General features: G+C 68.1%; 15 protein-coding genes, 1 tRNA gene and 1 pseudogene. 5 read left to right on the top strand and 12 right to left on the bottom strand.

Annotation, left to right across the window (positions count from 1 at the left end; all coding sequences use genetic code 11):
- Window positions 1-30: 30 nt before the first annotated feature.
- Window positions 31-6,180: pseudogene (locus NY1_RS20365) on the top strand (type I polyketide synthase); the annotation flags it as partial.
- A gap of 45 nt (window positions 6,181-6,225) precedes the next feature.
- On the opposite strand, the gene NY1_RS20370 reads toward NY1_RS20365, so the two are convergent.
- From NY1_RS20370 to NY1_RS20390, 5 genes are all read right to left on the bottom strand, one after another.
- Window positions 6,226-7,086, bottom strand: coding sequence for a class I SAM-dependent methyltransferase (locus tag NY1_RS20370; protein ID WP_067715699.1), 861 nt, complete (start codon window positions 7,084-7,086; stop codon window positions 6,226-6,228).
- Window positions 7,079-7,816, bottom strand: a complete 738-nt coding sequence (locus NY1_RS20375; protein ID WP_169815380.1) for a thioesterase II family protein — start codon at window positions 7,814-7,816, stop codon at window positions 7,079-7,081. Before NY1_RS20375 ends, NY1_RS20370 begins: the two co-directional genes overlap by 8 nt.
- 43 nt (window positions 7,817-7,859) lie before the next feature.
- Window positions 7,860-9,077: a cytochrome P450 family protein gene (locus NY1_RS20380; protein ID WP_067715706.1), complete on the bottom strand. Its 1,218-nt coding sequence runs from the start codon at window positions 9,075-9,077 to the stop codon at window positions 7,860-7,862.
- 142 nt (window positions 9,078-9,219) lie between these two features.
- The gene (locus tag NY1_RS20385) at window positions 9,220-10,497 is read right to left on the bottom strand and encodes a cytochrome P450 (RefSeq protein WP_067715709.1); all 1,278 of its coding nucleotides are present in this window, start codon (window positions 10,495-10,497) and stop codon (window positions 9,220-9,222) included.
- Window positions 10,498-10,584: 87 nt separating this feature from the next.
- Window positions 10,585-11,607 carry a class I SAM-dependent methyltransferase gene (locus NY1_RS20390; RefSeq protein ID WP_067716219.1) on the bottom strand — a complete coding sequence of 341 codons (1,023 nt, stop codon included), beginning with the start codon at window positions 11,605-11,607 and terminating at the stop codon, window positions 10,585-10,587.
- Between the two features lie 540 nt (window positions 11,608-12,147).
- Here NY1_RS20390 and NY1_RS20395 point away from each other — a divergent pair.
- Window positions 12,148-13,416 carry an ATP-binding protein gene (locus NY1_RS20395; RefSeq protein ID WP_233434406.1) on the top strand — a complete coding sequence of 423 codons (1,269 nt, stop codon included), beginning with the start codon at window positions 12,148-12,150 and terminating at the stop codon, window positions 13,414-13,416.
- Between the two features lie 75 nt (window positions 13,417-13,491).
- Here the strand turns inward: NY1_RS20395 and NY1_RS20400 are convergent.
- Window positions 13,492-13,564, bottom strand: a tRNA-Ala gene (locus tag NY1_RS20400).
- Window positions 13,565-13,703: 139 nt separating this feature from the next.
- On the opposite strand from NY1_RS20400, the gene NY1_RS20405 reads away from it, so the two are divergent.
- Together NY1_RS20405 and NY1_RS20410 are read left to right on the top strand one after the other, a co-directional pair.
- Window positions 13,704-14,414 carry a phosphatase PAP2 family protein gene (locus tag NY1_RS20405; protein ID WP_067715712.1) on the top strand — a complete coding sequence of 237 codons (711 nt, stop codon included), beginning with the start codon at window positions 13,704-13,706 and terminating at the stop codon, window positions 14,412-14,414.
- A 116-nt stretch (window positions 14,415-14,530) separates the two neighbouring features.
- Entirely contained in the window at window positions 14,531-14,863 is a 333-nt protein-coding gene (locus NY1_RS20410) for a hypothetical protein (RefSeq protein WP_157762396.1), read from the top strand.
- A gap of 3 nt (window positions 14,864-14,866) precedes the next feature.
- On the opposite strand, the gene NY1_RS20415 is transcribed toward NY1_RS20410, so the two are convergent.
- Window positions 14,867-16,354, bottom strand: a complete 1,488-nt coding sequence (locus NY1_RS20415) for a condensation domain-containing protein (protein ID WP_067715717.1) — start codon at window positions 16,352-16,354, stop codon at window positions 14,867-14,869.
- Between the two features lie 179 nt (window positions 16,355-16,533).
- Entirely contained in the window at window positions 16,534-17,706 is a 1,173-nt protein-coding gene (locus NY1_RS20420; protein ID WP_067715720.1) for a cytochrome P450, read from the bottom strand.
- 35 nt (window positions 17,707-17,741) lie between these two features.
- On the opposite strand from NY1_RS20420, the gene NY1_RS20425 reads away from it, so the two are divergent.
- Complete coding sequence (locus tag NY1_RS20425) at window positions 17,742-18,584, top strand: SAM-dependent methyltransferase (RefSeq protein ID WP_067715723.1); 843 nt, start codon at window positions 17,742-17,744, stop codon at window positions 18,582-18,584.
- On the opposite strand, the gene NY1_RS20430 is transcribed toward NY1_RS20425, so the two are convergent.
- The 4 genes from NY1_RS20430 to NY1_RS20445 form a co-directional block, all read right to left on the bottom strand.
- Window positions 18,581-19,018, bottom strand: a complete 438-nt coding sequence (locus NY1_RS20430; protein WP_067715726.1) for a hypothetical protein — start codon at window positions 19,016-19,018, stop codon at window positions 18,581-18,583. The genes NY1_RS20425 and NY1_RS20430 overlap by 4 nt on opposite strands.
- On the bottom strand, window positions 19,015-19,851 hold the full coding sequence (locus tag NY1_RS20435) for a hypothetical protein (protein ID WP_067715728.1): 837 nt from the start codon (window positions 19,849-19,851) through the stop codon (window positions 19,015-19,017). Before NY1_RS20435 ends, NY1_RS20430 begins: the two co-directional genes overlap by 4 nt.
- A 178-nt stretch (window positions 19,852-20,029) precedes the next feature.
- Complete coding sequence (locus NY1_RS20440) at window positions 20,030-21,196, bottom strand: polyprenyl synthetase family protein (protein ID WP_084535155.1); 1,167 nt, start codon at window positions 21,194-21,196, stop codon at window positions 20,030-20,032.
- A 354-nt stretch (window positions 21,197-21,550) separates the two neighbouring features.
- Window positions 21,551-23,722 carry a terpene synthase family protein gene (locus NY1_RS20445; protein WP_067715734.1) on the bottom strand — a complete coding sequence of 724 codons (2,172 nt, stop codon included), beginning with the start codon at window positions 23,720-23,722 and terminating at the stop codon, window positions 21,551-21,553.
- Window positions 23,723-23,768 lie beyond the last annotated feature (46 nt).

The raw sequence follows: 23,768 nt of genomic DNA on the forward strand, positions 1-23,768 counted from the left end.
AGCGATATGACGAATACCGAGAGCACCGCAAAACTCGCCGACGCGCTCCGGGCCTCGCTGAAGGAAACCGATCGGCTGCGGGCGCGCAACCGGCAGCTCGACGCCGCCCTGCGGGAGCCGATCGCGATCGTGGGCATGGCCTGCCGCTACCCCGGCGGCGTCGAATCGCCGGAAGACCTGTGGCGCTTGGTGACCGACGGCGTCGACGCCACCACCGACCTGCCCGCCAACCGCGGCTGGGACATCGAACGCATCTACGACCCCACCGGCGAACTGCCCGGCCGCTCCCACACCCGCTCCGGCGGCTTCCTGCACGGCGCGGGCGATTTCGATCCCGCCTTCTTCGGCATCAGCCCGAACGAAGCGGCCACCATGGATCCGCAGCAGTTCCTGCTGCTGGAAACCTCCTGGGAGGCTTTCGAACGCGCCGGAATCGACCCGGCCACCCTGCGCGGCAGCGCGACCGGCGTCTGGGTCGGCATGATGTACCACGACTATCCGGCCAACGCCAACGCCGGATCCCTCGCCTCGGGCCGGCTCTCCTACACCTTCGGACTACAGGGACCGTCGGTCACCGTCGACACCGCGTGCTCATCCTCGCTGGTGGCCATGCATTCGGCCGCCGCCGCACTGCGCGCGGGCGAATGCGAACTGGCGCTGGCGGGCGGGGTGACCGTGATGGCGGGCCCGGACACACTGGTGGAGTTCAGCCGGCAGCGCGGACTGGCCATCGACGGCCGCTGTAAGTCGTTCTCCGACAGCGCCGACGGCGTCGGCTGGGCGGAAGGCGCCGGCGTACTGGTGCTGGAACGACTGTCCGACGCACAACGCAAGGGCCACCGGATTCTCGCGGTGCTGACCGGTTCGGCGGTGAACTCCGACGGCGCCTCCAACGGCCTGACCGCCCCCAACGGTCCCGCGCAGCGGCGCGTCATCGAACAGGCGCTGGCCAATGCCGGCATCGCCGCGGACGGCGTCGACGCGGTCGAAGGACACGGCACCGGAACGACGCTGGGCGACCCGATCGAAGCGCAGGCGCTGCTGGGCACCTACGGCCGTGATCGCGCCCCGGAACGACCGCTGTGGCTCGGATCGCTCAAGTCGAACATCGGGCACGCGCAGGCCGCCGCGGGCGTGGGCGGCGTCATCAAGATGGTGATGGCCATGCGGCACGGGCTGCTGCCGCGCACGCTGCACGTAGACCGGCCGTCCACCAAGGTCGACTGGTCCGCGGGCGAGGTACGGCTGCTGACCGAACCGGTGCCGTGGCCGCCGCTGGATCGCCCACGGCGCGCGGGCGTTTCGTCGTTCGGCATCAGCGGCACCAACGCACACGTCATCCTCGAAGAGGCGCCCGCCGCCGAACCGGCTCCCGACGTCGCGACGCCTCCAGCCGAGTCCGGCGGGGCGGTCCTGCCCTGGGTGCTGTCCGCCGCCACTGCTCGTGCGCTCGGCGAGCAGGCCGCGCGCCTGGGACGGCACGTCCGCGAAAACGCCGACGCAGCACACGATGTCGGGTATTCACTGGCCGCCACCCGCGCCACGCTCGGCCATCGAGCGGTGATCCTCGGCGCCGATCGGGACGAATTGGTCTCGGGCGTAGAGGCATTGGGTCGCGGCGACTCCGTATCCGGTGTGGTGTCGGGGCGCGCGGTCTCCGGTTCGACGGGGTTCGTCTTCTCCGGTCAGGGCGCGCAGTGGGCCGGTATGGCCGACCAGCTGCGTACCAACCCAGTCTTCGCGGAAACCTTCTACAAGATCGTCGCAGAGCTGAATCCCCAACTCGATCAGCCCATTTCGCTCGACGAGGCGCTCACCGAGACGGACCAGATCAATCGAACCGTCTTCGCGCAGGCCGGGCTGTTCGCCTTCGAGGTCGCCCTGTATCGCCTGCTCGAGGCGTGGGGCCTGCGCCCGAACCTGGTGGCGGGCCACTCGATCGGCGAGATCGCCGCCGCGCATATCGCCGGCGTGCTGTCGTTGCCGGACGCCTGCACCTTGGTGGCCGCGCGCGGCCGGTTGATGCAGGCGCTCCCCACCGGCGGCGCGATGCTCGCGGTGGGAGCCCCGGAATCCGCCGTGGCCTCGTCGCTGACCGACGGCGTATCGATCGCGGCGGTGAACAGCCCCACCTCGGTGGTGATCTCCGGCGTCGAGACCGAAGTCGACGCACTGGCCGGGGTTTTCGCCGAGAAGTCCTGGCGGACCAGTCGTTTGCGGGTGTCGCACGCCTTCCATTCCGGCTTGATGGACCCGATGTCGGCGGAGTTCGCCGCGGTGGTCGCGGGCTTGACCTTCGCACGGCCGAAGATTCCGCTGATCTCGACCGTGACCGGCGCCCGGGTGACCGATGAGATGTCGGACCCGGCGTACTGGGTGCGCCAGGTCCGCGCCACGGTGCGCTTCGCCGACGCGGTCACCGCGATGACGGACGCGGGCGTGGTGCGCTTCGCCGAGATCGGGCCGGACGCGGTCCTCACGCCCATGGTGGCCGGCACCGTGGACGCCGCGGGCATCATCGCGGTCGCGACCGCGCGCCGCGAAGCCGCCTCCACCGCCACGGTCGCGACCGCGGTCGCGAAGTTGTTCGTGTCCGGTGCGGAGGTGGACTGGACCGCGTTCCACCCCGGTGCGCGGCCGATCGACTTGCCCACCTACGCATTTCAGCGCGAACGGTTCTGGCTCGACGCGAAACGGCATCTGTCGACCACCTGGCTGGCCGCCGAGGCCGATGCCGCAGGCTTGGATCCCGTCGCCCATCCCCTCCTGGCAGTGCGTGTTCCGCAGCCCGATTCGGACGGGGTGAGCTTCGTCGGCCGCTGGTCGCTGGACTCGATCGAATGGCTGGCCGATCACAGCGTCCTCGGCACGGCACTGCTGCCGGGAACCGGTTACGTCGAACTGGCGACCCATGTGGGCGGCCTGCTCGGTCACCCGCGACTGGACGAGCTGATCCTGCACGCACCGCTGCCATTGCCCGCCCGCGAAGGGGTTTCGATTCAGGTGGTGGTCGGCGGTGCGAACGATGCCGGACGCCGCCGCATCACGATCCACTCGCGCCAGCCCGAGGCCGTCGCCTGGACATTGCACGCGGAGGGCGACCTCACCGCCGAGGCCGTCCGGCCCGATTTCGATCTCGCCGCCTGGCCTCCGGCCGACGCGGAAGCGATCGACGTCACCGGCGCGTACACCGAGATGCTGGACGCCGGATACGGATACGGCCCCTACTTCCAGGGCCTGCGCGCGATGTGGCGACGCGGCGAGCGCGGCTCCGCGGGTTACGAGCTGTTCGCCGAGGTCGCCCTGCCGGACCCGGACGCCGCCGACGGCTACGGCCTGCATCCCGCGCTGTTCGATGCGGCCATGCATCCGCTCATCGTGGACGGCATCCGCAACGGCGGCCTCGACGCGCCCGCACTGCCGTTCAGCTGGCGCGGCGTCACCCTGCACACGGCCGGATGCAGTGCCGTCCGGGTGCGAATCGGCGTGCACGACAACCGTTTCCAGCTGTGGCTGGCCGACGGCAACGGCAATCCCGCATTGTCGGTCGATGCGCTGGACACCCGCCGGGTGTCCGCGGACCGGCTGCGCGCGGACCGGGTGGCCGACGCCCTGTTCACGGTGGATTGGATCACCGCGCCGGTCGCCGCCGGTGCGGTGGCCCCGGCCCGCACCGCCGTCCTCGGCGCGACGGGATCGGCGGAGATACCCGGCTATCCCGACCTCGCGGCACTCGTCGCCGAACTCGACGCGGCCGCCGAAACGGCACTCGCCGCCGAGCTCGACGCGGCCGCCGAAACCGTTGTCCCCGAACTTGTTCTGCTCCATTGCGCCGATACCGGTGACGCATCGTCGCACGCCGCCCGTACTGCGGTGCACGGCGTGCTGGCCACCGTACAACAGTGGCTGGGCGATCCTCGCTTCGCCGACTCCCGCTTGGTGATCCTGACCAGCGACGCCGTCCGCGCCGGCGAATGGGAGCAGGTACGCCCGGCCCAGGCCCCGGTCTGGGGTCTGGTGCGCGCGGCCCAGGCCGAACACCCGAACCGCTTGCAGCTGTTGGATATCGAAGGCGCGGCCGAACTCGATCCGGCCGCCGTCGCCACCGCCTCCGCCGCCCTGGCGAACGAGCCCGAGGGTGCGCTGCGCGGCCCGAATCTCCTGGTGCCGCGCCTGGTTCCGCATCAGCTCACCGAGGAGAACCGCGAACCGCTCGAACCGCTGGACCCCGGCACCGTGCTGATCACCGGCGGCACCGGCGGGCTGGGCGCGCTGTTCGCCCGGCACCTGGTCACCGAATACGGTGTGCGGCGGCTGATTCTGACGTCCCGGCGCGGGCCGGAAGCACCCGGCGCCGACTCCTTGCGTGACGAGTTGACCGAACTCGGCGCGCAGGTGACCGTGGCCGCCTGCGACGTCTCCGATCGGGACGCGCTGAAAGCATTGCTCGACGGCATCGATGCCGAGCACCCGCTGACCGGTGTCGTGCACGCGGCGGGCATCGCCGACCACGGCCTGATCGAAACGATGACGAGCGATCGCATCGACACCGTCTTCGCGCCCAAGGCCGACGCCGCCTGGCATCTGCACGAGCTCACCAGCGACCTGCCGCTGTCGCTGTTCGTGCTGCTGTCCTCCGCCGGCGGCCTGGTGCTGCCCGCCGGGCAGGCCAACTACGCGGCGGCCAACGTCTACCTCGACGCCCTCGCCACCTACCGCCGGGCGGCCGGATGGACGGCCACCTCGATCGACTACGGCCTGTGGGAACGCGCGACCGGTCTGGGCGCCGAACTGTCGGACGAGGATTTCGAACGGATACGGCGACAGGGTTTTCCGGCGCTGTCCGAAGCCGACGGACTGGCCCTGTTCGATACCGCGGTGGTCTCCGGCGTCGCCCAGCTGGCCGCGGTGCCCCTGGACCGCGCCGTGCTGCGCACCCGGGCCGAGCAGGCGCCCGCCCTGGTGCGCGGACTGGTACCGCTGTCCGCACCGTCCGCGACGCCGTCACCGCTGCTGGAACTGGTCGGCCTGCCGTCCGCCCAGCGGCTGCCGCTGCTGGTGGAGTTCGTGCGCAAGCAGGCCGCCGCGACGCTCGGCTACGCCGATTTCGAGCTCATCGAGGTCGACAATGTGTTCGGCGAAATGGGATTCGACTCGCTCACCGCAGTCGAATTCCGCAACGCGCTGCGCGATGCCACCGGCGTGCAGCTGCCCGGCACCCTGGTCTTCGACTTCCCGACGCCGCAGATTCTCGCCAAACAACTGGACGAGCGACTGTCCGAGGGCGCGGGCGCGCTGGCCAGCGCCATCGACGCGGCCGCCCGGCGCGATCGCGAGGAGGGCGTCGCCGACGACTCGCTGTACGGCATGTTCCGCACCGCGGTGGGCCGGGAACAGTTCTCGGTCGCCTTCCTGCTGCTGCACCTGGCCGCGCAGATGCGGGACCTGTTCACCGTCAACGACGAACTGGACGTCGAGCCGGAACTCATCCGGATGACCGAGGGCGCCGCCGCGCCGCGCATCATCTGCATCGCCCCGCCCATGGCGGCGGGCGGGGTGCGCCAATACGCCCGGATGGCAAGCAAACTGCGGACGCCCCGCGACGTGGTCGGCCTCGCGCCGATGGGATCGCACGCGGGCCAGCCGCTGCCCACCGACTACGCCGCGGCCACCAAGGCCCTGATCCGGCCCATCCTGGCCGCCGCCGAGGACCAGCCGTTCATCCTGTTCGGGTACTCCTCCGGCGGGGTGCTGGCCTACAGCGTCGCCGAACAGCTGGAAGCGCTCGGCGGGCCCAAGCCGGCGGGCGTGGTGCTGGTGGACAGCTACCGGGTGGCCGAGGGCGATGCGAGCGAATGGATTCTCAAGCCGGTCGCCGAGAACATGGTGACCAACGAGGCCGCCTTCGACCGCTTCGATCCGGCGCGATTGACCGCCATGGGCCAGTACATCCAGGTGCTGCGCGGCATCGTGCCCGGCAAGATCGCCGCGCCCACCCTGTTCCTGCAGTGCGGGCAGCGGATTCCCGGTGTCCCCGAGGACTTCCCGGATTGGCAGGCCAAGCCGTGGGACGAGAGCCACCGGGTGGTCCAGATCGACGCCAACCACTTCGCCATGCTGCACGAGGGGTCCGATCAGGTCGCCGCGGCGGTCGACGATTGGCTGGACGAGCTGGTGTGATCGATGCGGCCGGGAGGGTGATCGCCCTCCCGCGCCGCACTCGGATCAGGCGCGGGCGTGCGTGAGCCGGACCGCCGCGTACCACGGTATCCGCTTGGCGCCCAATGGCATCCGGGGTCCGACGGGTGCGAAGGCGAGCGACCACAGCAGCGGGGGCAAGCGGCGGAAGCGGGCCGCCATCCGGAACAATCCGACCACCTCGTCAGCGGTCCACCCCGCGTCGGCGAAGAATCGCAGCGGCTCGAGCGGCCCGAATTTCCAGGGCGAATTCTCGAGCAGGTTCTTGTTCACCCGGTTGAACCGATCGACCACGGGCTTGTTGTTCACATCCAGTATCCACCAGGCGATTTCGGGTCGCGCCAGTGCCGCCGCCAATCCCGAGACCTCGTCTTCGGACAGGTAGTACACCAGCCCTTCGGTCAGTACGAGCGCCTTCTTCGCACCCGCGAGCGCCCCGTCCAGGAACTGGCCGCGCGCCGCCGGGTCCGCGAGATCCACTGCGGCGCGGGTGAGTACGCAGCGGGGGGTCTGGTCTTCCAGCAGGCGGTTCTTCTCGGCGATCAAATCCGGGAAGTCGGCCTCGATCCAGCGGAGATCGGCGGGCAGCTCGAGACGATACGGCCGCGCATCCAGCCCCGCGGCCAGATTGATCACCAGATCGCAACCCTCGGTGAGGGTTTCGGCGATCAGGTCGTCGATGACCTTGGTTCTGGTGACCAAGGGCCAGCCGGCCATCGCGGTCTGCTTCTCATCCGCGACGATGGCCTTGCCGATTTCGCCCGCGAGCCGCTCCGCGAGCGGATCGTGAAAAAGCGCATCGGTACGGGCGGATTCGATCGCGCGGTACGCGGCCACCCAGTGGGCGGTATCCGAAACATTCGAAACGGGTCCGGCGGCTTCAGCCATTTTTGCAGTCTCTCTGGTCGCGAATCAGTTCGGCCACACCGTGGGAGTTGGCATCGATGTAGAAGTGGCCGCCCGGGAACGAGGTCTGGGTGAAAGGACCGGTGGTGTGCGCCTGCCACTCTTTCAGGTCGGCTTCGCTGGTGGCGGGATCGTTGTCGCCGACCAGCGCCACCAGCGGGGTGCCGACGGTGGAATCCGGTGCGCACGAATAGGTTTCGATGGCGCGGTAGTCGCTTCTGGTGACCGACAGGATGAGCGGCCGGAAATCGGGATCCTCCAGCAGCGCCGCGGGGGTGCCGCCGAAGTCCAGCAGGTGCCGGATCAATTCCGGATCGCTGTAGCGGTGCACGGCGTGAGAAGTCTTCCGCGACGGTGCGATTCGGCCCGAGACGAACAGGGCGCCGGGCGGCGTCACCCGCTCCTGTTCCAGCCGCCGACAGGTCTCGAACGCCACCGCCGCACCCATACTGTGGCCGAACAGCGAGTAACCCGCGGTCCCCGGGATCGATTCGCGGATTTCCGGCAGCGCACCCGCGACCAGGTCGGCGACGCTGTCCAGCAGCGGTTCGTGCCTGCGATCCTGGCGCCCGGGGTATTGCACGCCGAGCACCCGGAAGCGCGGTCCGAGCGTTCTGGCCAGCGGGCCGAAGGAGATGGCGGATCCGCCCGCGTGGGGAAAGCAGATCAGCGTATGCGCGTCCGCCTCCGATCCGGCGGACAAGCTACGCAACCAGCTGACGTTTCCCATGGGACCTCTCGGCGAATCGTGAATCTCATTGCAGCAGAACGGGAACCGACTGGTGACCGTTGGAGACGAAGCTGCCCAGCGGCCGGAGTTCGGCGGGATCCACCGCCAGGCGCATATTCGGGAAGCGCTCGAACAGGGCCGGGAGCGCGATCGCGGCCTCGAGCCGGGCCAAGGGCGCGCCGAGGCAATGGTGCGCGCCGTAGCCGAAGGCGATGTGCTCCTTGTTCTCCCGGTGCACGTCGAAATCCCCGGCGGTGGCGCCGTGAATCTGCGGGTCCCGGCTCGCGGCCCCGTAGGAGGCGAGAATGGCCTCGCCCGCGGCGATCCGGACGCCCGCGATCTCGATGTCCTCCACCGCGTAGCGCAGCGGCAGATGCGTGATCGGCGGCTGGTAGCGCAGCGCTTCCTCGATCACCTCCGACCACGGCACCCGGCCGGCGAGCACGTCGGCCCGCTGCCCCGGGTTGGTCAGCAGGGCGACGACGGCCTGGTCGAGCAGGTTGACCGTGGTCTCGTGACCGGCATTGATCACCAGGATCAAGGTGTCGATCACTTCCTTCTGCGTCAACCGGTCCGAGTCCTCGTCGACGGCCGAGATCAGCGCGCTGGTGATGTCGTCGCCGGGGTTGCCGCGCCGGTAGAAGATCAGCTGCCCCATCAGCGACACCATCTTCAGCACATTGGCCTTCGCCTGCGCGGGCGTGAAGGAGGTGTCGAAGAACCCGTCGACGCACGCGTTGATCTTGGCGTCCAAATGCTTTGGCACGCCGAGCAATTCACCGATCACCTGGATCGGCACCGGGTACGCGTAGGTGGGCCGCAGGTCGACGACCTCGCCCGGGGGAACGCCGTCCAGGCGCTTCAGCAGGCCGTCGACGATGGCTTCGATGCCCGGGCGCATCAGGGCGGTGCGGCGCGCGGTGAACGCCGGCGCCACGAGTTTGCGCAGGCGGCGATGCTGGGGGCCGTACGCGGTGAACATGTTCTCCGCAATGACCCACGGGTGCAAGGGCCAGCGCTGATCGATCTCGCCCTTCTTGAAGGCCGTCCAGTGCTGGCGTGGATCCTTCGACACGCGGGGATCGGCGAGCAGTTCTTTCAGCACCGCCGCATCGGTGACCGACCATGCCGAGACCCCGCCGGGCAACCCCACCGGCGCGACCGGTCCACGCTCGCGGATCCGCTCGTTCTCGGCCTGAACGTCGGCGCCCGTCGGATCCAGCACAATCGCTTCAGTATTCAAGGACCAACTCCCGAGCCACGGGGCACGCCCCGCACTGCCTCAATCTTGTTCCAGCAGAAGTGATGCGGGCCCCACCCGCCTCGCCGACACCACTTCGATGGGGAGTCGTTCTCGCATTACCTGCGAAACTTACCACCCAGTATCAAAGAGCCTTCAGCCGAACGGGCATGTGTGAGTAACCGCGCAGCGTGGACAGCCGGCGGCGGGTCGGCTCGCCGTCGAGGCGGATATCCGGGAAGCGGTCGAACAGTGCGGGCAAGGCCTGCAGGACTTCCAGCCGGGTGAGGCTGGCGCCGATGCAGCCGTGCATGCCGGTGCCGAAGGACAGGTTGTCGCGGGCGTTGGCGCGGGTGACGTCGAAACGGTTCGGGTCCGGGAATTTGACCGGATCCCGGTTGGCGCCGGCCAGGGAGACGACGAGCGACTTTCCCGGCACCAGGGAAACGCCGCCGAATTCCAGGGGTTCCAGCACGCAGCGGGCCGTCATCTGGACCGAGGTGTCGTAGCGCAGCAGTTCCTCGATCGCGAGCGGCCAGCGTTCGGGTTCGGCGCGCAGCAGGTCGAGTTGATCGGGATGGGACAGCAGCAGCGGGATGGAATTGCCGAGCAGGTTCATGGTGGTCTCGAAACCCGCGCCCATCAGCACATTCGCGCTGGCCATCAATTCGGTGGTGGTCAGGTCGCTGCTGGTGACCAGTTCGCTGAAGATGCCCTCCCCCGGTGCGCGGCGCAGCTTCTCGATATGGGCGGCAAGGTAATCCCGCATCGCACCGGTGGCGGCCATGGCGCGGCGGTGGGTTTCCCAGGAGATCCCGACATCCAGCAGCGGGGCGACGTGGCTTCCCCAGCGCAGGAACAGTGGCCGATCGGCCTTGGGGAAACCCATGATCTCCGCGATGACGGCGATCGGCACCTGCGCCGCGAAATCCGCCATCAGGTCCGCGGATTCGTGTTCGGCCATCGCGTCGAGCAGTTCGGTGGTGACCTCACGCACCCGGTCCCCCAGCCGCGCGACCGCACGCGGCGTGAACGCCGAGGCGACCGGTTTACGCATTCGCGAATGCTCCGGCGGGTTCAGCGCGAACATCGACGGCGGCTCGATCGGGTTGGGCGGCACCACAACCCGCTCGGCGTACCGCCGCAACGGACCCGGAACGGCCGGATCGATCGGCACCCGCACCCCGAATCGCCTGTCCCGCAATATCTCCCGGCACAGCTCGTAGTCGAAGGCAGCGTAACCGGCCTTGGTGACCAGCACCCCGTTCCCCCGCATCCGATCGATCAGCGCATACGGATCGTCATAGCCCGCGTCCCCGCTCATCAGCTGCGCGAACGGATCCCCCGTCGCCCGCAGCGCGCGAAACCCCAACCGCGGGAACCCGTGCTCCGCCGCCCACCGCAGCGCGTATCTCGCGTTCATCAAAACCTCTGTGCCATAACGAAAACCGAAACGCCAACACCTGGCCGGTCTCAATATAGGCGGCCGGGCGCCACCCCACCACGCGTCTCAGTGCTTCGTCGCGACGTAATAGCTGTTGAGGATGTCCGCATCGACGTGCTCGACAGTAACGGTGGCGAAGCCGGCTTCGTGCAGCATCCGGGTGGCGACCTGCTCGCCCCACATGGTTCCGAGCCCATCGCCGCCGAGCGCCAGTGACACCGTCATGCAGTGCATGGTGGAGATGGCGTACAGCCCCGCCCCGAGCGGATGATCCATGTTCTCCGCCAGCTCACTGGAAGCCTGAATGTCGACCATCAGGAAGGTACCGTCCTCCCGCAGCGCATCGGCGATTCCGCGGAGGACCTGCGCGGGATGAGCTTGATCATGTATCGCGTCGAAAGCGGTGATCAGATCGAAGCTGTCGGACATCCCCAGCTCGGTCACATCGCGAACCTCGAACCGGGCATTGGTCAACCCCATCGCCTCGGCCTCCGCCCGCGCCGCCGCAATGCCCTCCTCCGAGAAATCGAACCCACTGAACCGGCTCCCCGGAAACTCCCGCCCCAGCAGATTGAGCGCATGCCCGCTCCCACACCCGATATCCGCGACATCGATCCCACCCCGCAGCCGCTCCGGCAGCCCCGGCACCACGGTAATAGTGCTCCCGATCAACGCCAGATCGTGCACCGCGGCACTCTCCTCCGCCTGCAACTGCTGAAACCGCCCGAACTTCGAATACGGCACCCCGCCCCCGTCCCGGAAGCAATCGACGATATCCCCCTCGACACTCGCCGCCAACGCAATGTACTGCGCAAACGAAGCAAAATTCTCCGGCCCCGCAGCCCGCGTGAGAGTAGCCGCATGCGCCGCAGGCAACAAAAACGTCGAATTCCCGGCGTCATACTCGACCACCCGCCCCACAGCCAGCGCAGCCAGCCACTCCCGCACATACCGCTCGTCCAACCCCGCAGCCCCCGCAACCTCCGAGCTGGTCCCCGCCCCCATCCCACTCATAACATCGAACAACCCCGTCCGATGCCCAATACTCACCATCAGACAAAGAAACCCATCATTGACCATCCCCAGCATCCGCCCCCCGAAAGCCTCTGCCCGCCTTAAGAATTCCGCATCCACCGCGGAAGCCTGACCATTCACCGTAGGGGTTTGCATGCTGTCGGACATGACAACTCGATTCATGGAAAGAAATGCCTTACCAGCCCATTCTCCCGCAACACCCCGCAATACGGACCCACTCCGGCAAACATCTCGTAACTACAACAAACCGCCCGTGACCTCGAAAGAGATCACGGGCGGTCGTGTTGTGGACCCGACGGACCAGCATGCGAACCGGGCGGTGCTGGTGGATGGGCCGGACATCACGATTCGCGCGGTGGGTGCTCGGCCGGGCCCGGTTGGCGGTGCCCGATGATCGCGACCGCTCCCCGTGCCCGATCGCAACGAATCACCTGCGGACGAAGCCGCCGACTCAACGACAACGCTCCGGCGAAGCAGCGGCTCCGACATCGGCAAGAAGCGCACAACGATAGCGGCAGATCGCGCACACAGATTCCGGCAGATCGCGCACATTATATGCGGCAGATCGCGCACATAATGTGCAATACTGCTGCGGTGACCTCGTCCTTCTCGTCATCGCCGATTGGTAGGATCCTTCCCCGTCATGCTCACTCGGCAGTGCATGAAGCTCTTGCAGATACTCGCGTCGTCCTGGTCAACGGAGCTCGCCAATGTGGAAAGAGCACACTGGTCTCCCGGATAGGCAGGGAGCTCGGCGCGACCTGGCGCAGCCTCGACAAGCCGGAGACTCGGCAGGCGGCCGGCTATGACCCCACGCAGTTCGTCCTCGACGATTCCCTCTTGATCATCGACGAGGTCCAGCGAGTACCGGAACTGCTGCTGGCGATCAAGGAGACCGTCGACGCCGATGGACGACCCGGCCGGTTTCTGCTGACCGGTTCGGCTCACGTCATGGCACTTCGAAGCGTTCCCGACGCCCTCCCCGGACGCATGGAGACGATCGAACTCTGGCCGCTGTCCCAAGGCGAAATCGAAGGCGCGCCCGACAGATTCATCGATTGCGCCTTCGAGCGCGGGCCCCAGCTACGGCACGATGGGACCGAGAATCGCGATGACTACATCGAACGGATCGCACGTGGCGGCTTCCCCGAAGCCGTTGCACGGGAGGGCAAACGGCGTTCCCGATTCTTCTCCTCCTACGTCGCCGATCTGATCAACCGAGACGTCATGCAACTGTCCGAGATCGAACGTTCCGCAGAGATGTTCACCCTGACCAACCTCGTCGCGGCCAGATCCGGTCAACTTCTGGTGCCCGGCGCCCTCGGCAATGAACTCGGCCTGCCCAAAGACACCGTCGCCCGCTATCTTCGCCTCCTGGAAGAGGTGTTCCTGATCAAGCGAATTCCCGCGTGGTCCCGAAACCTGACCACCCGGGCCGTCGCAACCTCCAAGGTGTTTATGGTCGATTCCGGAATCGCCACATATTTGTGCGGTGCCGACACGCGCGCGCTGCGAGCCGTCAACGGCCCGCTCGGGTCACTGCTGGAGGGCTTCGTAGCCGCCGAACTCGCTCGTCAGCTCACCTGGTCCGACCAGGAGGCCCGCATGTTCCACTACCGCACCCGCGACAACGTCGAAGTCGACATCATCCTCGAGAACAATCGACGCGAGGTGATCGCCATCGAGGTGAAAGCAGCCGCCACCGTCAAGGGCGAGGACTTCCGCGGCCTCCGCCACCTCGCAGACCGCCTGGGTGACGACCTCCTCGCCGGATACGTGCTCTACACCGGCACCGAAACCCTCCCCTTCGGACCGAAATTCCGCGCCCTGCCGGTCAGCGCCCTGTGGAACGCCCGACCATGATCTCCGGCTCCGATTCGTGCGCTGTCGCGAAAATGGCAGAGCCGCAAGTCAATGACCTGCGGCTCTGCCATGGAGTGGAGCTAAGGGGACTCGAACCCCTGACCCCCACACTGCCAGTGTGGTGCGCTACCAGCTGCGCCATAGCCCCGGATGGGTGCGGATCGGTTTCCCGAGCGCCTGGAGAAAGGTACACCATGGGTACCTGGGGTGTGCAAATCGTGTGGTGAGGGACTCGGTGGGAGGGGGTGGGTGGGAGGTTGGGTGGGGGGACGTTTCAGGATGGCTGGATGGTGGCTGTGTTGGGGTTGGAGCGGAAGCCGGCGGTGCTGGCCGGGGCGGCGGTGCTGGTTGTCGGTGCGTTCGTGGTGGTTACGGTGCTGGTCGGTGCGGGCGGGGTGGTGACCGGGTGGGATCGGGGCGTTTGGGAGTGGTTTGTGGGGCATCGGTCGGCGGGGTGGACGACGGTGGTGAAGGAGTACACGTATTTCGGGAATCCGCAGCGGGCCACGGTTATTGCAGGGGTGGCGGCGGGGTGGGTGGGGTGGCGCCGGCGGAGTTGGTGGGATGGGGTGGTCATCGCGGGGACGGTGGCTGGGGCCGCGGGGGTGGGCACCGTGGTGAAGTGGGTGGTGGATCGGGGACGGCCGCCGGTGGGGTTGCGGTTGGTGAGTGAGACGAGCATGTCTTATCCGTCGGGGCATGCGACTGCCACGACGGCGCTGGTGGGGGTATTGGCGCTGATGTATATGGAGACTCGGCCGGGGCGCGGAAAAGCTGTCGCGGCGGGGGTTTTCGGGGCCGTGGTCGTGGGGTTGATGTGTGCTACGCGGTTGTATTTGGGGGTGCATTGGTTTTCGGATGTGGTGGGCGGGGTGTTGCTGGGGAGTTCGGCGGTGTTGATTGCCGGTGTGGCGCAGGGGATTCGGCGGGCGGGGGCCGGGGAGGAGGGGGATCGGATAGAGTCCGGGCTGGGTCGGGAGGAGCCCGGCGTGCGTTAGCGGAAGAGGTTGCGGTGGCGGATTTTCAGCCTGGGTCGTTGAAGGTGCTCGAGGTGCGGAATCGGTACCGGTCGTTGGTGATTCGGCAGATTCTGTGGGGGGATCACATTTCCGAGGTGGAGTTCGGGTATGGGGAGACGTTGCGGTACGAGGTGCTGTATCAGGAGGGGAAGAATCCGGCGTTCGTGGCGGCAGGCGGGTATCTGCGGCAGCTGGATTTGAACAATGGGAAGTCGGCGGACGACATCAACTTTCCGCAGCCGGGGAACAGTGGGGACGACAGCATCGACTATGTGGCGGGGTCCGGTAAGAAGGGGAAGCTGGTGCTGCTGAACGACGGTGCGGTGGGGGCGGTTGTCGACAATGACGGGATCGCGGGCGGGGCGCCGGGGCAGCTGGTGGCCAGCGTCGAGGACGAGACGCTCGTCATCACCCTCAGCATGAAGTAGGGGTCAGGGGCGAGGGCGGCCCGCTCGGCGGCTGCGGCGGCGGGGTGGGCTCAGCAGCAGCGGGGCGAGTGGGCCGTCGTAGCCGGAGGCGATGAGTTCCACCGTGGCGGTGAACTTTTCGGTGAAACGCTCGGCGGTGTCGCGGTCGAAGCGGGCCCGGGGATAGAGGAACGGGCCGTCGATGCCGGCGGGGGCGCCGGTGTGGTCGTAATGCTCGGTGAGACCGAACTCGAGATCGTGTTTGGCGCGGGTTACGCCGGTGGGGATTTCGGTGACGGCCAGCGGCCCGGCGGGTGCCGGCGGGGCAGCGTCGGCGCGTTGCAGGATGAGCGTGGCCTGGAACAGCGGGTGCGCGGGATCCTGTGGCAAGCAGCGCAATAGGCGAGGGTTCGAGGTATCGGGGTTGGCGAAGGCGGCCAGGGCGGCCCGGCGCACCTGATCGATGAGCTCGGGCACATCGGCGGCCCGGTCCAAGCGGACGCGCATGAGCACATCGTCGGCGAAATTGCCCACCAGATCGGCCAATTGGGGATCATCGCGCCCGGAAACCGCCGTCGCCACCGTCACATCGGGGCAGCCGGCGAAAGCGGACAGGCTGATCGCGAAGGCGGTCTGCAACAACATGAAGACACTGGAACCGGCACGGCGCGCACGAGACAGCAGCTCACGGTGGATCTCCGGATCGAAATGAATCCCGATGCTGTCCCCGGCGGCATCACGATGCGCCCCGGGCGCGCGGTCGTAGGGCAGCGCCAGCGGCGTCGGACGCCCGACGAGATTATTGGCCCAGTACCGCAATTGGGCACTCGCCCGGCTGGACGGATCGTCGAAGTCACCGAGAAACTCGTGCTTCCACAGCGTGTAATCGACGTAATCCACCGGCAGCACCGGCCATACGGGCGCACGCCGCGCGCACCGAGCCGCATAGGCGGTGACGAAATCCCGCATGAGCGGCCCCAGCGAAGCCCCATCGAGCGAAATGTGATGCACCACCAACGCCAGCACCACATCCCGCGGCCCGAGCCGGAACAGGCAGGCGCGCAACGGAATCTCGGTCGCCAAATCGAAGGCATACGAGCAGAACTCGGCCAGCCGCTCCGGCAACTCCCCCGGAAAGCTCTCCACCACCGGCACGTCGACACAGGCGTTGTCGGCGTCCACCACCAGCTGCACGGGCCCGAGCCGCGTCTCCGGATAGCAGGTGCGCAGCGGCGCGTGCCGGCGCACCACATCGGCGACGGCGGCCGCGAGCGCGCCGATATTCACCGTCTCGCCACGAATCCGAAACGCGCGAGCAACATTCCAGTCAGCCGAATAGCCGGCGGCCGCGGCATGCCACATCCGTTCCTGAGCGGGCGCGAGCGGTATCCGCGCGGCACGCGGCATCCGCCGCAAAGGCTGCGCCGGCGCGACGATTCGCAGGAAATCGGTGTCGTAAGCAGGCTTTCGACCCACCGCGGGACCGGTGATGGCGGCAGCCGGTACGAACATTCGACGCCAACCTTTCAGCTGCCTCGAACGCTCAGACACCGCCGACCAAGGTTCCGGCAGCAGTGCGGGACGGCGATTCCGCTCACCGTAGCAATGAGTCGGCTATTCCGCTGACCGCGGAAAGAGAGCCCGATCACCGGGTGACGCCCGCCGTCACCCGGCCCGGATGCGCTGGCGGCTCAGCGCGCCTGCACGGTGGTGGGCAGGCTCGCGAAACCACGATTATTGGAGGAGTGGATGCGCTTGGCGCCCGCGGCGTCCACCGCGTAGTCGCCGACCCGCGCGGCCAGCTCCTGCAATCCGACGCGCAGTTCCAGCAGCGCCAGATTCGACCCCAGGCAGTGATGGCGTCCGCTGCCGAACACCAGCGACGCCGAGGTATCGCGATCGAGATCGAACCGGTCCGGATCGGCGAACACCTCCGGATCCCGGTTGGCCGACCCGCTGAGCAGCAGCACCTTCGCGCCCGCCGGAATCGTCACCCCGTGCAATTCCACATCGGTGGTGGTGCTGCGCAGCTGCGACTGGGTCGCCGGATCCCAGCGCATGGCCTCGCCGATCCAGTCGTCGATCCGCCCGTCCAGGCTCGCCTTACGCGCGTCGGCGTGCAGCGCGCCCGCGTTCCAGGCATTGCCGAAGGTCAGCATATTGGTTTCGATACCCGCCCCGACCAGCAGAATCAGCACGCCCACGATCTCCTCGGGGGTGAGCCGGTCATCGCCGTCGGCCGCGTCGAGCAGCCCGGACAGCAGATCCTCGCGCCGGTCCTTGGCCCGCTCGATGGTCAGCTCGGTGTAGTACCCGACCAGGGCCCCGATGGCCGCCATGGCCTCGGGCCGCAGATCGGTGGACTCCTCCTCGGTGTACATGATCTCCATGCCGAGCTTGCGGATCATCTCCCGATCCGCCTCCGGCACACCAACCAGTTCGGAGATGACATCGGTCGGGAACGGGCCCGCGAAATCCGCCACCAGATCGAATTCGCCGCGTTCGACCAGCGGTTCGATCAGCCCGCGCGCGATCTCCCGCAGCCGCGGTTCCAGCCCCTGCACCCGGTGCGCGGTGAACGCCCGGGTCACCAGTCCGCGCAGCCGGGTGTGCTTGGGCGGATCCATGGCGACGAAGGAGAAGAAGTGCTCGGCCTGCGGTCCCCAGAAGGCCGGCTCCATGCGAATGCCGTTGACGCTGGAGAAGCGCTCGGAGTCGCGCAACGCGTCGCGTACGTCGGAGTACCGGGTCAGCGCCCAGAAGTCCTCGGCCTCGTTACGGTAGACCGGGGCCTCGTTTCGCAACCTGGCATAGTACGGATACGGATCGGCGTGGACGGCGAAGTCGTACGGGCTATAACGCATGATCAGGACACTAGTCGAAAAGGATTGGGGGCGTTGTGGACTCGGATTCCGCTCGGCGGCCGGAACCGGCCGGGGAGCCGGTGACGGCGCGGATCGACACCACCAAGCCGCATCCGGCGCGCCGCTACGACTATTGGCTGGGCGGTAAGGACAATTTCGCCGCCGACCGGGAATCGGCCGACGCGGTGTCCGAGGTGTTCCCGACCGTGCAGCTGGCGGCGGTGGAGAATCGCAATTACCTGCGCCGGGTGGTGGCGTATCTGGCCGGTGAGGCGGGGATCCGGCAGTTCCTGGATATCGGCGCGGGGCTGCCGACCACGGGCAATGTGCACGAGATCGCGCAGGACGTCGCGCCGGAATCGCACATCGTGTACGTGGACAACGATCCGATCGTGCTGCTGCACGCGCGCGAACTGCTCAACAGTTCCGCCGCCGGCGCGACCGCCTACCTGGACGCTGACCTACGCTCGCCGCAGGACATCCTGCGGCATCCGGACCTGTTGAAAACCTTGGATCTGAGCCGCCCGGTGGCGCTGATGCTCGTCGCGGTCCTGCATTTCATCACCGACGACGAGCATCCGTACCGGTTGGTGCGAGAACTGTGCGATGCCCTGCCCTCCGGCAGCTACCTGGTCATGAGTCACGCCACCAACGACTATCTGGAGGCCGAGGACCTGGCGCGCAACGCGGCCGCCAATCAGCGCAGCGGAGTGCCGTTCCAGCTGCGGTCGAGCCAGGAGTTCGCGCGGTTCTTCGAGGGCTACGAGCTGATCAGCCCCGGTATCACCGCGATCACCAACTGGCGGCCGGAGGTGTATCGGCCGCATCCGCGCGCCGAGGCGGTGTCGATGCTCGGCGCGGTGGCACGCATTCCCTAGAGCCGGCCGGTGTCCTTGAGCACCCGGCGGGCCTGCGCGAACAGCATGCCGACATTGACGGTGCGGCGGCAGACCACCACCACGACCACGTCGTCGCGGCTCTCGGTGCGGATGAACAGGTGCGTGAGATTCTCGCTGTTCACCAGGATCTCCTGGAAATAGTGGCGGTCCAGGCGTATTCCGCGGCGCTCCTTCCAAATATCCTCGATCATCACCACATTGCGGCCCTGGAAAAGATCCAGCGTCGCCGCGGCGAGCAGATCCAATACCTCCTGCGGATGATTGTCGACGGTTTCCACGGCCAGCAGCATTCCGGTGGACATATCGATCGCGCCGGCGGCCACGCATTCGGGGACTTCGGAGCGCAATACCTTGACCAGCACGGCGATCCGATCGGTCAGGCTGCCGGGTCCGTTATTGCTCGACGTGTTCATTGCGTCCTTTCTGATTTCCACCCGAAGGCGGATCTTTGGAAGCCACGGACCGGCTGCGGTGCGCGTGGCGGAATGGTGTCGTTGATGCCGCTGGCGCCGCGGCGGCGGCGCGGCAGCATGGAGCGGGAGCGCACGGGTTCGGGTTCCGGCAGCGGCTCCGGTTCCGGTTCGGCGGGGGCGATGAGCAGCAGTTCGCCGTCGAGCATGCGGGCCACTTCGACGGTCACGGCGTAGAGGCTGCGGCACAGCAGCATGGCGATATCGCGGCAGCTGCGGCGGCCGTTGACCCAGAGCAGGATCTCCTGGCGTTCGCGCGGACCGGGACCGGCGAGCAGGGCGCGGCCGGAGTCGGTGAGCAGCAGGTGATTCCGGTGCGGGGAGACGCGGCCGTGGGCGAGGGCGCGCAGGCGGCGCTCGGTTTCCAGCAGCAGCCAGGCGGGATCGACGCCGGGGACGGGCGGCAGGACTTCGGCGGCGGGGCGGTGGCGGCCGCCGGGCGCGTCCTGCCAGAAGCAGCTGCCGATCCAGCCGGAGGTGATGGCGAAGGCGCCGTCCAGGGCGGCCATCAGGGCGACCACGCGCAGATCGGCCAGGCCGCTGGAGGTGCGGCCGGGGCGAGCCAGCAATTGCCGCAGGCCGGGGGCGCCCGGGGATTCCACGGTGATCACCTGGCCGTGCACGATATGCAGATCACCGCCGGGTTCGCCGGCGACGCGGAGAATTCCGGTGCGGGTGGTGGCGGCGGCTTGCGCCAATTCGCCGACCAATTCCCGGGCGGATTCCCGGCCGAGCGCGAGCAACTGTCCCGGCTCGCCGAGCGGCCACGTCGTCATGCTCGAACTCCTGGATCGTTCAGCCTCGAATAGCTGAATATCCTGACAGTCCAGCAGTTTTGGAGCAACAGATTCCGGCGAATTAGCGTCATTGCCCCTTGACAGTATTGAGCAAACCGAAAGTTATTGCGGCGCAATAAGTACCGGCCGGTCGAAATCTATTACCGGGCGGGACAATTCAGCGATCGCGGTGAATCGCGCATTCTGCCAATGCGCGCAGATCTCCTGAATTCCGGACATCCGATAGGCAAGCTTCGGCGGCGCGCAGTCGCCGTATCGATTCCGCCTGGGCCCACCGCCTGCCGCCTGCCCGCGCGATCAGCTCGGCGGCATGCGCGGCGGCGGGACGATCCACCGGCCCGCCCGCCGCGTACAGCTCGGCGAACTCCCGCCCCGCGGCGGTATCCGAGGCCAGCGCGACCACCACCGGCAGACTCCGCTTGCGCCGCAACAGATCACTCCCCACCGGTTTCCCGGTCCGCGCCGGATCGCCCCAGATCCCCAGCACGTCATCCACCAGCTGGAAGGCGATCCCCAGTTCCCGCCCGAACCGATCCATCGCCTCCACCGTCTCCTCGTCGGCCTCCGCGCACAGCGCACCCATGGCGCACGCGCACCCGAACAACGCACTTCCCTTGTGCCCCAGCATCGTCAGGCACTCCTCGAGGCTCACTTCGGCCATGTTCTCGAACGCGCAGTCGTAGTGCTGCCCGAGGCACAGTTCGATCACCGCCCCCTCCACCCGGGCGATCCCGGACAGCGCGGCGGCCGGAGCATCGGCCAGCGTCCAGATGGCCAAGCTGTGCAAGGCATCCCCGACCAGCACGGCGTCATCGGTTCCCCACACCCGGTGCACGGCCGGCCGGCCCCGCCGCAGCGCATCGCCGTCCATCACATCGTCGTGCACCAGCGTGAAGTTGTGCACCAACTCCACGGCCGCCGCCGCATGCAGCGCTTCCGCCGGACGGCACCCCGCCGCAGCGGCGGCGGCCAGCACCAATGCGGGCCGCAGCCCCTTGCCCGGATCCCCCAGCGCCGCATTGCCTTCCACATCCCACCAGCCCAGGTGATACCCGGCCATATGGCGCAGATCCGCCGGCAACGTATCGACAGCGGCCCGCACCAGCGGCGTGGTCAGCCGCTGCGCCCGCCGCAACGCCCGCGCCCCGCGCTCCTGGAGATCGTTCGTCCGGAACCACGAATCGCCTTCCGTCCCAACGCCCCACGGCTCTCCGGCGGCGAGGCGGGGACCAGCGTCGAGCCCCTGGCGGGCCCCGAATCTCCGGTCCGCTCCGAACGCCGGATCGGCCCCGAACGCCGGGTCCGCTGCTGACGAGGTACTCATGACAACCTCCGGTGACTTACTGGCGGTGACTTCGCCTCTCGTCGTTCCGGCGCGCTCTTGGCCGGAATCTCACGTCAAGAGGTGAGATCCCGGCCGAAAGCATGCCGGGATGACGAAGGCAGAGGGGCTTCCCGATGACTGGAGGGCGAGGCGACTTCCCGATGACGCGAGAGCGAAGCGGCTTCCCGATGACGCGGGGCGAGGCGGCTTCCCGGTGACGCGAGGGCGGGGCGCCTCCCCGTTGGCCCTACGGCGAGACGCCTGCTTGGTGGCTCGATGGCGAGACACCTGCCCGGTGGCTCGGGGGCCCGGGCAGCAACCATCGGCACCGAGGCGAAGTGGCCGTTCATAAGCTCAGGTGGATGGGGTGCGGCTGCGGGTGCGCGGGTTCGCGGCACCGGCGAGCACACTGGTGAACGGGGTGCTCGGGAGCCGGGTCAGGGGCGGGCGAGGACGCTGGCGGAGGGTGGATTCGGGGTAGCGGGGGGTGGCGGTGTGCCAGGCGAGGTTGCCGGCGAGGTATTCGCGGAGGCGGCGGACGTGATCGAGGATGGCGGCGCGGGTTTCTTCGGGGAGGTGGTAGTCGGTGAAGAAGGCGGGCAGTTCGTTGCGGGTGAGGTGCTCGAACTGGTGCAGGCGTTCCTCGGCGAGGTCGGCGACTATGTCGCGGGCGGCTTCGCGGGAGCAGTGCAGGAAGGATTCGGTGAGGTAGACGAGGTTGTGGTGCTCGGCGTCGTACTCGATTTCCTTTTGATAGGAGTGCAGGTCGTTGACCAGGGCGGCGTGGTCGTAGGCCGAGTGTTCGAGCTGGCGGATCACGCTGGCGTCGGCGATATCGGGGTGGGCGATGCCGGCGGCGGGTCCGAGCGCTGCCAGCACCGCGCCGCCGAAGGCGTGACGGCGGGAGTCGAGGTAGTCGACGGGGTCGGGGATGCGGTGGCGGGTTTCGTTCTCCAGCACCGATTCCCAGGCGGTGATGGTGTTCAGCAGCGCGGAGCGGAGCCGGCGGCGGCCATGCGCGTCGGTGGCCGATGCGGTCGACCGCCACAGGTCGCGGAGGGCGTGCTCAAAAGGGCTGACGGGCGGGACGGAGCCGTCGCTGAGCTGACTTCGCAAGCGGCGCAGCTCTTCCCGGCCGCCCACCGGATCCGCACGGAAGACGTGGGTGAGCAGATCACCGGCCAGGAAACCCCAGGCGCACCAGCGGGCGCGGCGGACGAGTTCGCCGACGGTGGCGTCGCTGTCGGTCATGGCGGCCAGCGCGGCGTAGTCGTCGCGCTCGACCGATTCCGCGGTCCAGCCCGTGCGCGGGTCATCCAGCAGACCCATGGCGGACAACCATTCCGGGAGATCGGCGCGCGCCGTGGCCACATGCGGATTGACCGTCACGGGATACGGCATGGAGAGCTTGCCGAGCGGCAGCGGGCCGGGCGTACGCGGCGGCGGCGTCTGCTGGTTCACCAGCATGCGCGCGCCGGGCCGCAGCCGGGCGACGCCGCTGCCGAGCCCGGTCGGACCGGTGGCCAGGCCGCTGTTCATGTAGCGGCTGGAGCGCAGATGCCATTCGTGCCCGCCGGACTGCCAATCCTGCAGCCCGCGCACGTAGCGCGCCACCGCGAGCTGCTCGGCGGGCGTGGCGCCGTGTTCCAGGAACAGTTGCGGCACAGCGATTCCGGCGGTGTCCTCGTACAGCCGCAGCCGCGAGGTGATCAGGTCGTTGACCAGATCCGCCGCCCGCTGGGTAGGCAGGCCCAGGAACCGTTCCAGCACCAGCACCAGATTGGCGTTCTCCCCCTCCACGCGCACCTCGCGCTCGTAGGAGAACAGGTCGTTGCGCAGATGCACCGCGTCGGAGAAGGTTTCGCACAGTACGTGCAGCGGCCGGGTGCCGGCGAACCGGTCCGGCACCTCGGCGTCGGCCGCGAACTCGACCAGATTGGCCGACCACGGCGCACCGCCCACCCGCCTGCGCATTTCGAGGTACTCGATCGGGTTGGCGACCCGCTCGCGCACGATATTGTCCAGCTCCCACAGGGATTCGACCATCAGGTTGTGGGTGCTCAGCCGCATCCGCCGCCGCCAGTCCGCGGTCATGGCGGGCAGCGTGCGCAGCCAGCAGTCGAGCAGTCCGGCCTCGGACGCATTGGCGGGTTCCGGTGCGGTGCAACCGGGTTCGGGCATGAACTCCTCGAGCCGCTCCAGATAGCGGACCGCCTCCACCCGATGCTGCGGATGCTTGAACTCGGCGAGGAAATAGTCGTCGAAGTAGAAGACCCAGATGTACCACTCGGTGACCAGCGCCAGGGTCTCGGCATCGCATTCGGGATGGGTGTAGGCGCACAGCAGGGCGAAGTCCATGCGCGCCAAGGTCTCGACATCCCACACCGGCGCACCGTTCGGCCCGGGCTCGTCGTGCATGCCCAGGCGCTGCGCCCACGCGGCTGCGTGTTCGCGGGCATAGTCGAGGTGGGGGTTGAGGCGGGGTGGGTGCGGCAGGTAGAACTCGGGCAATCTGAACGGCTGCATTCCGGGCCCTCTCACCAGCTGCGGCAACGTGATCGGCGTCACACCA

This window comes from Nocardia yamanashiensis NBRC 100130 (assembly GCF_001613325.1).
GTDB lineage: Bacteria > Actinomycetota > Actinomycetes > Mycobacteriales > Mycobacteriaceae > Nocardia > Nocardia yamanashiensis.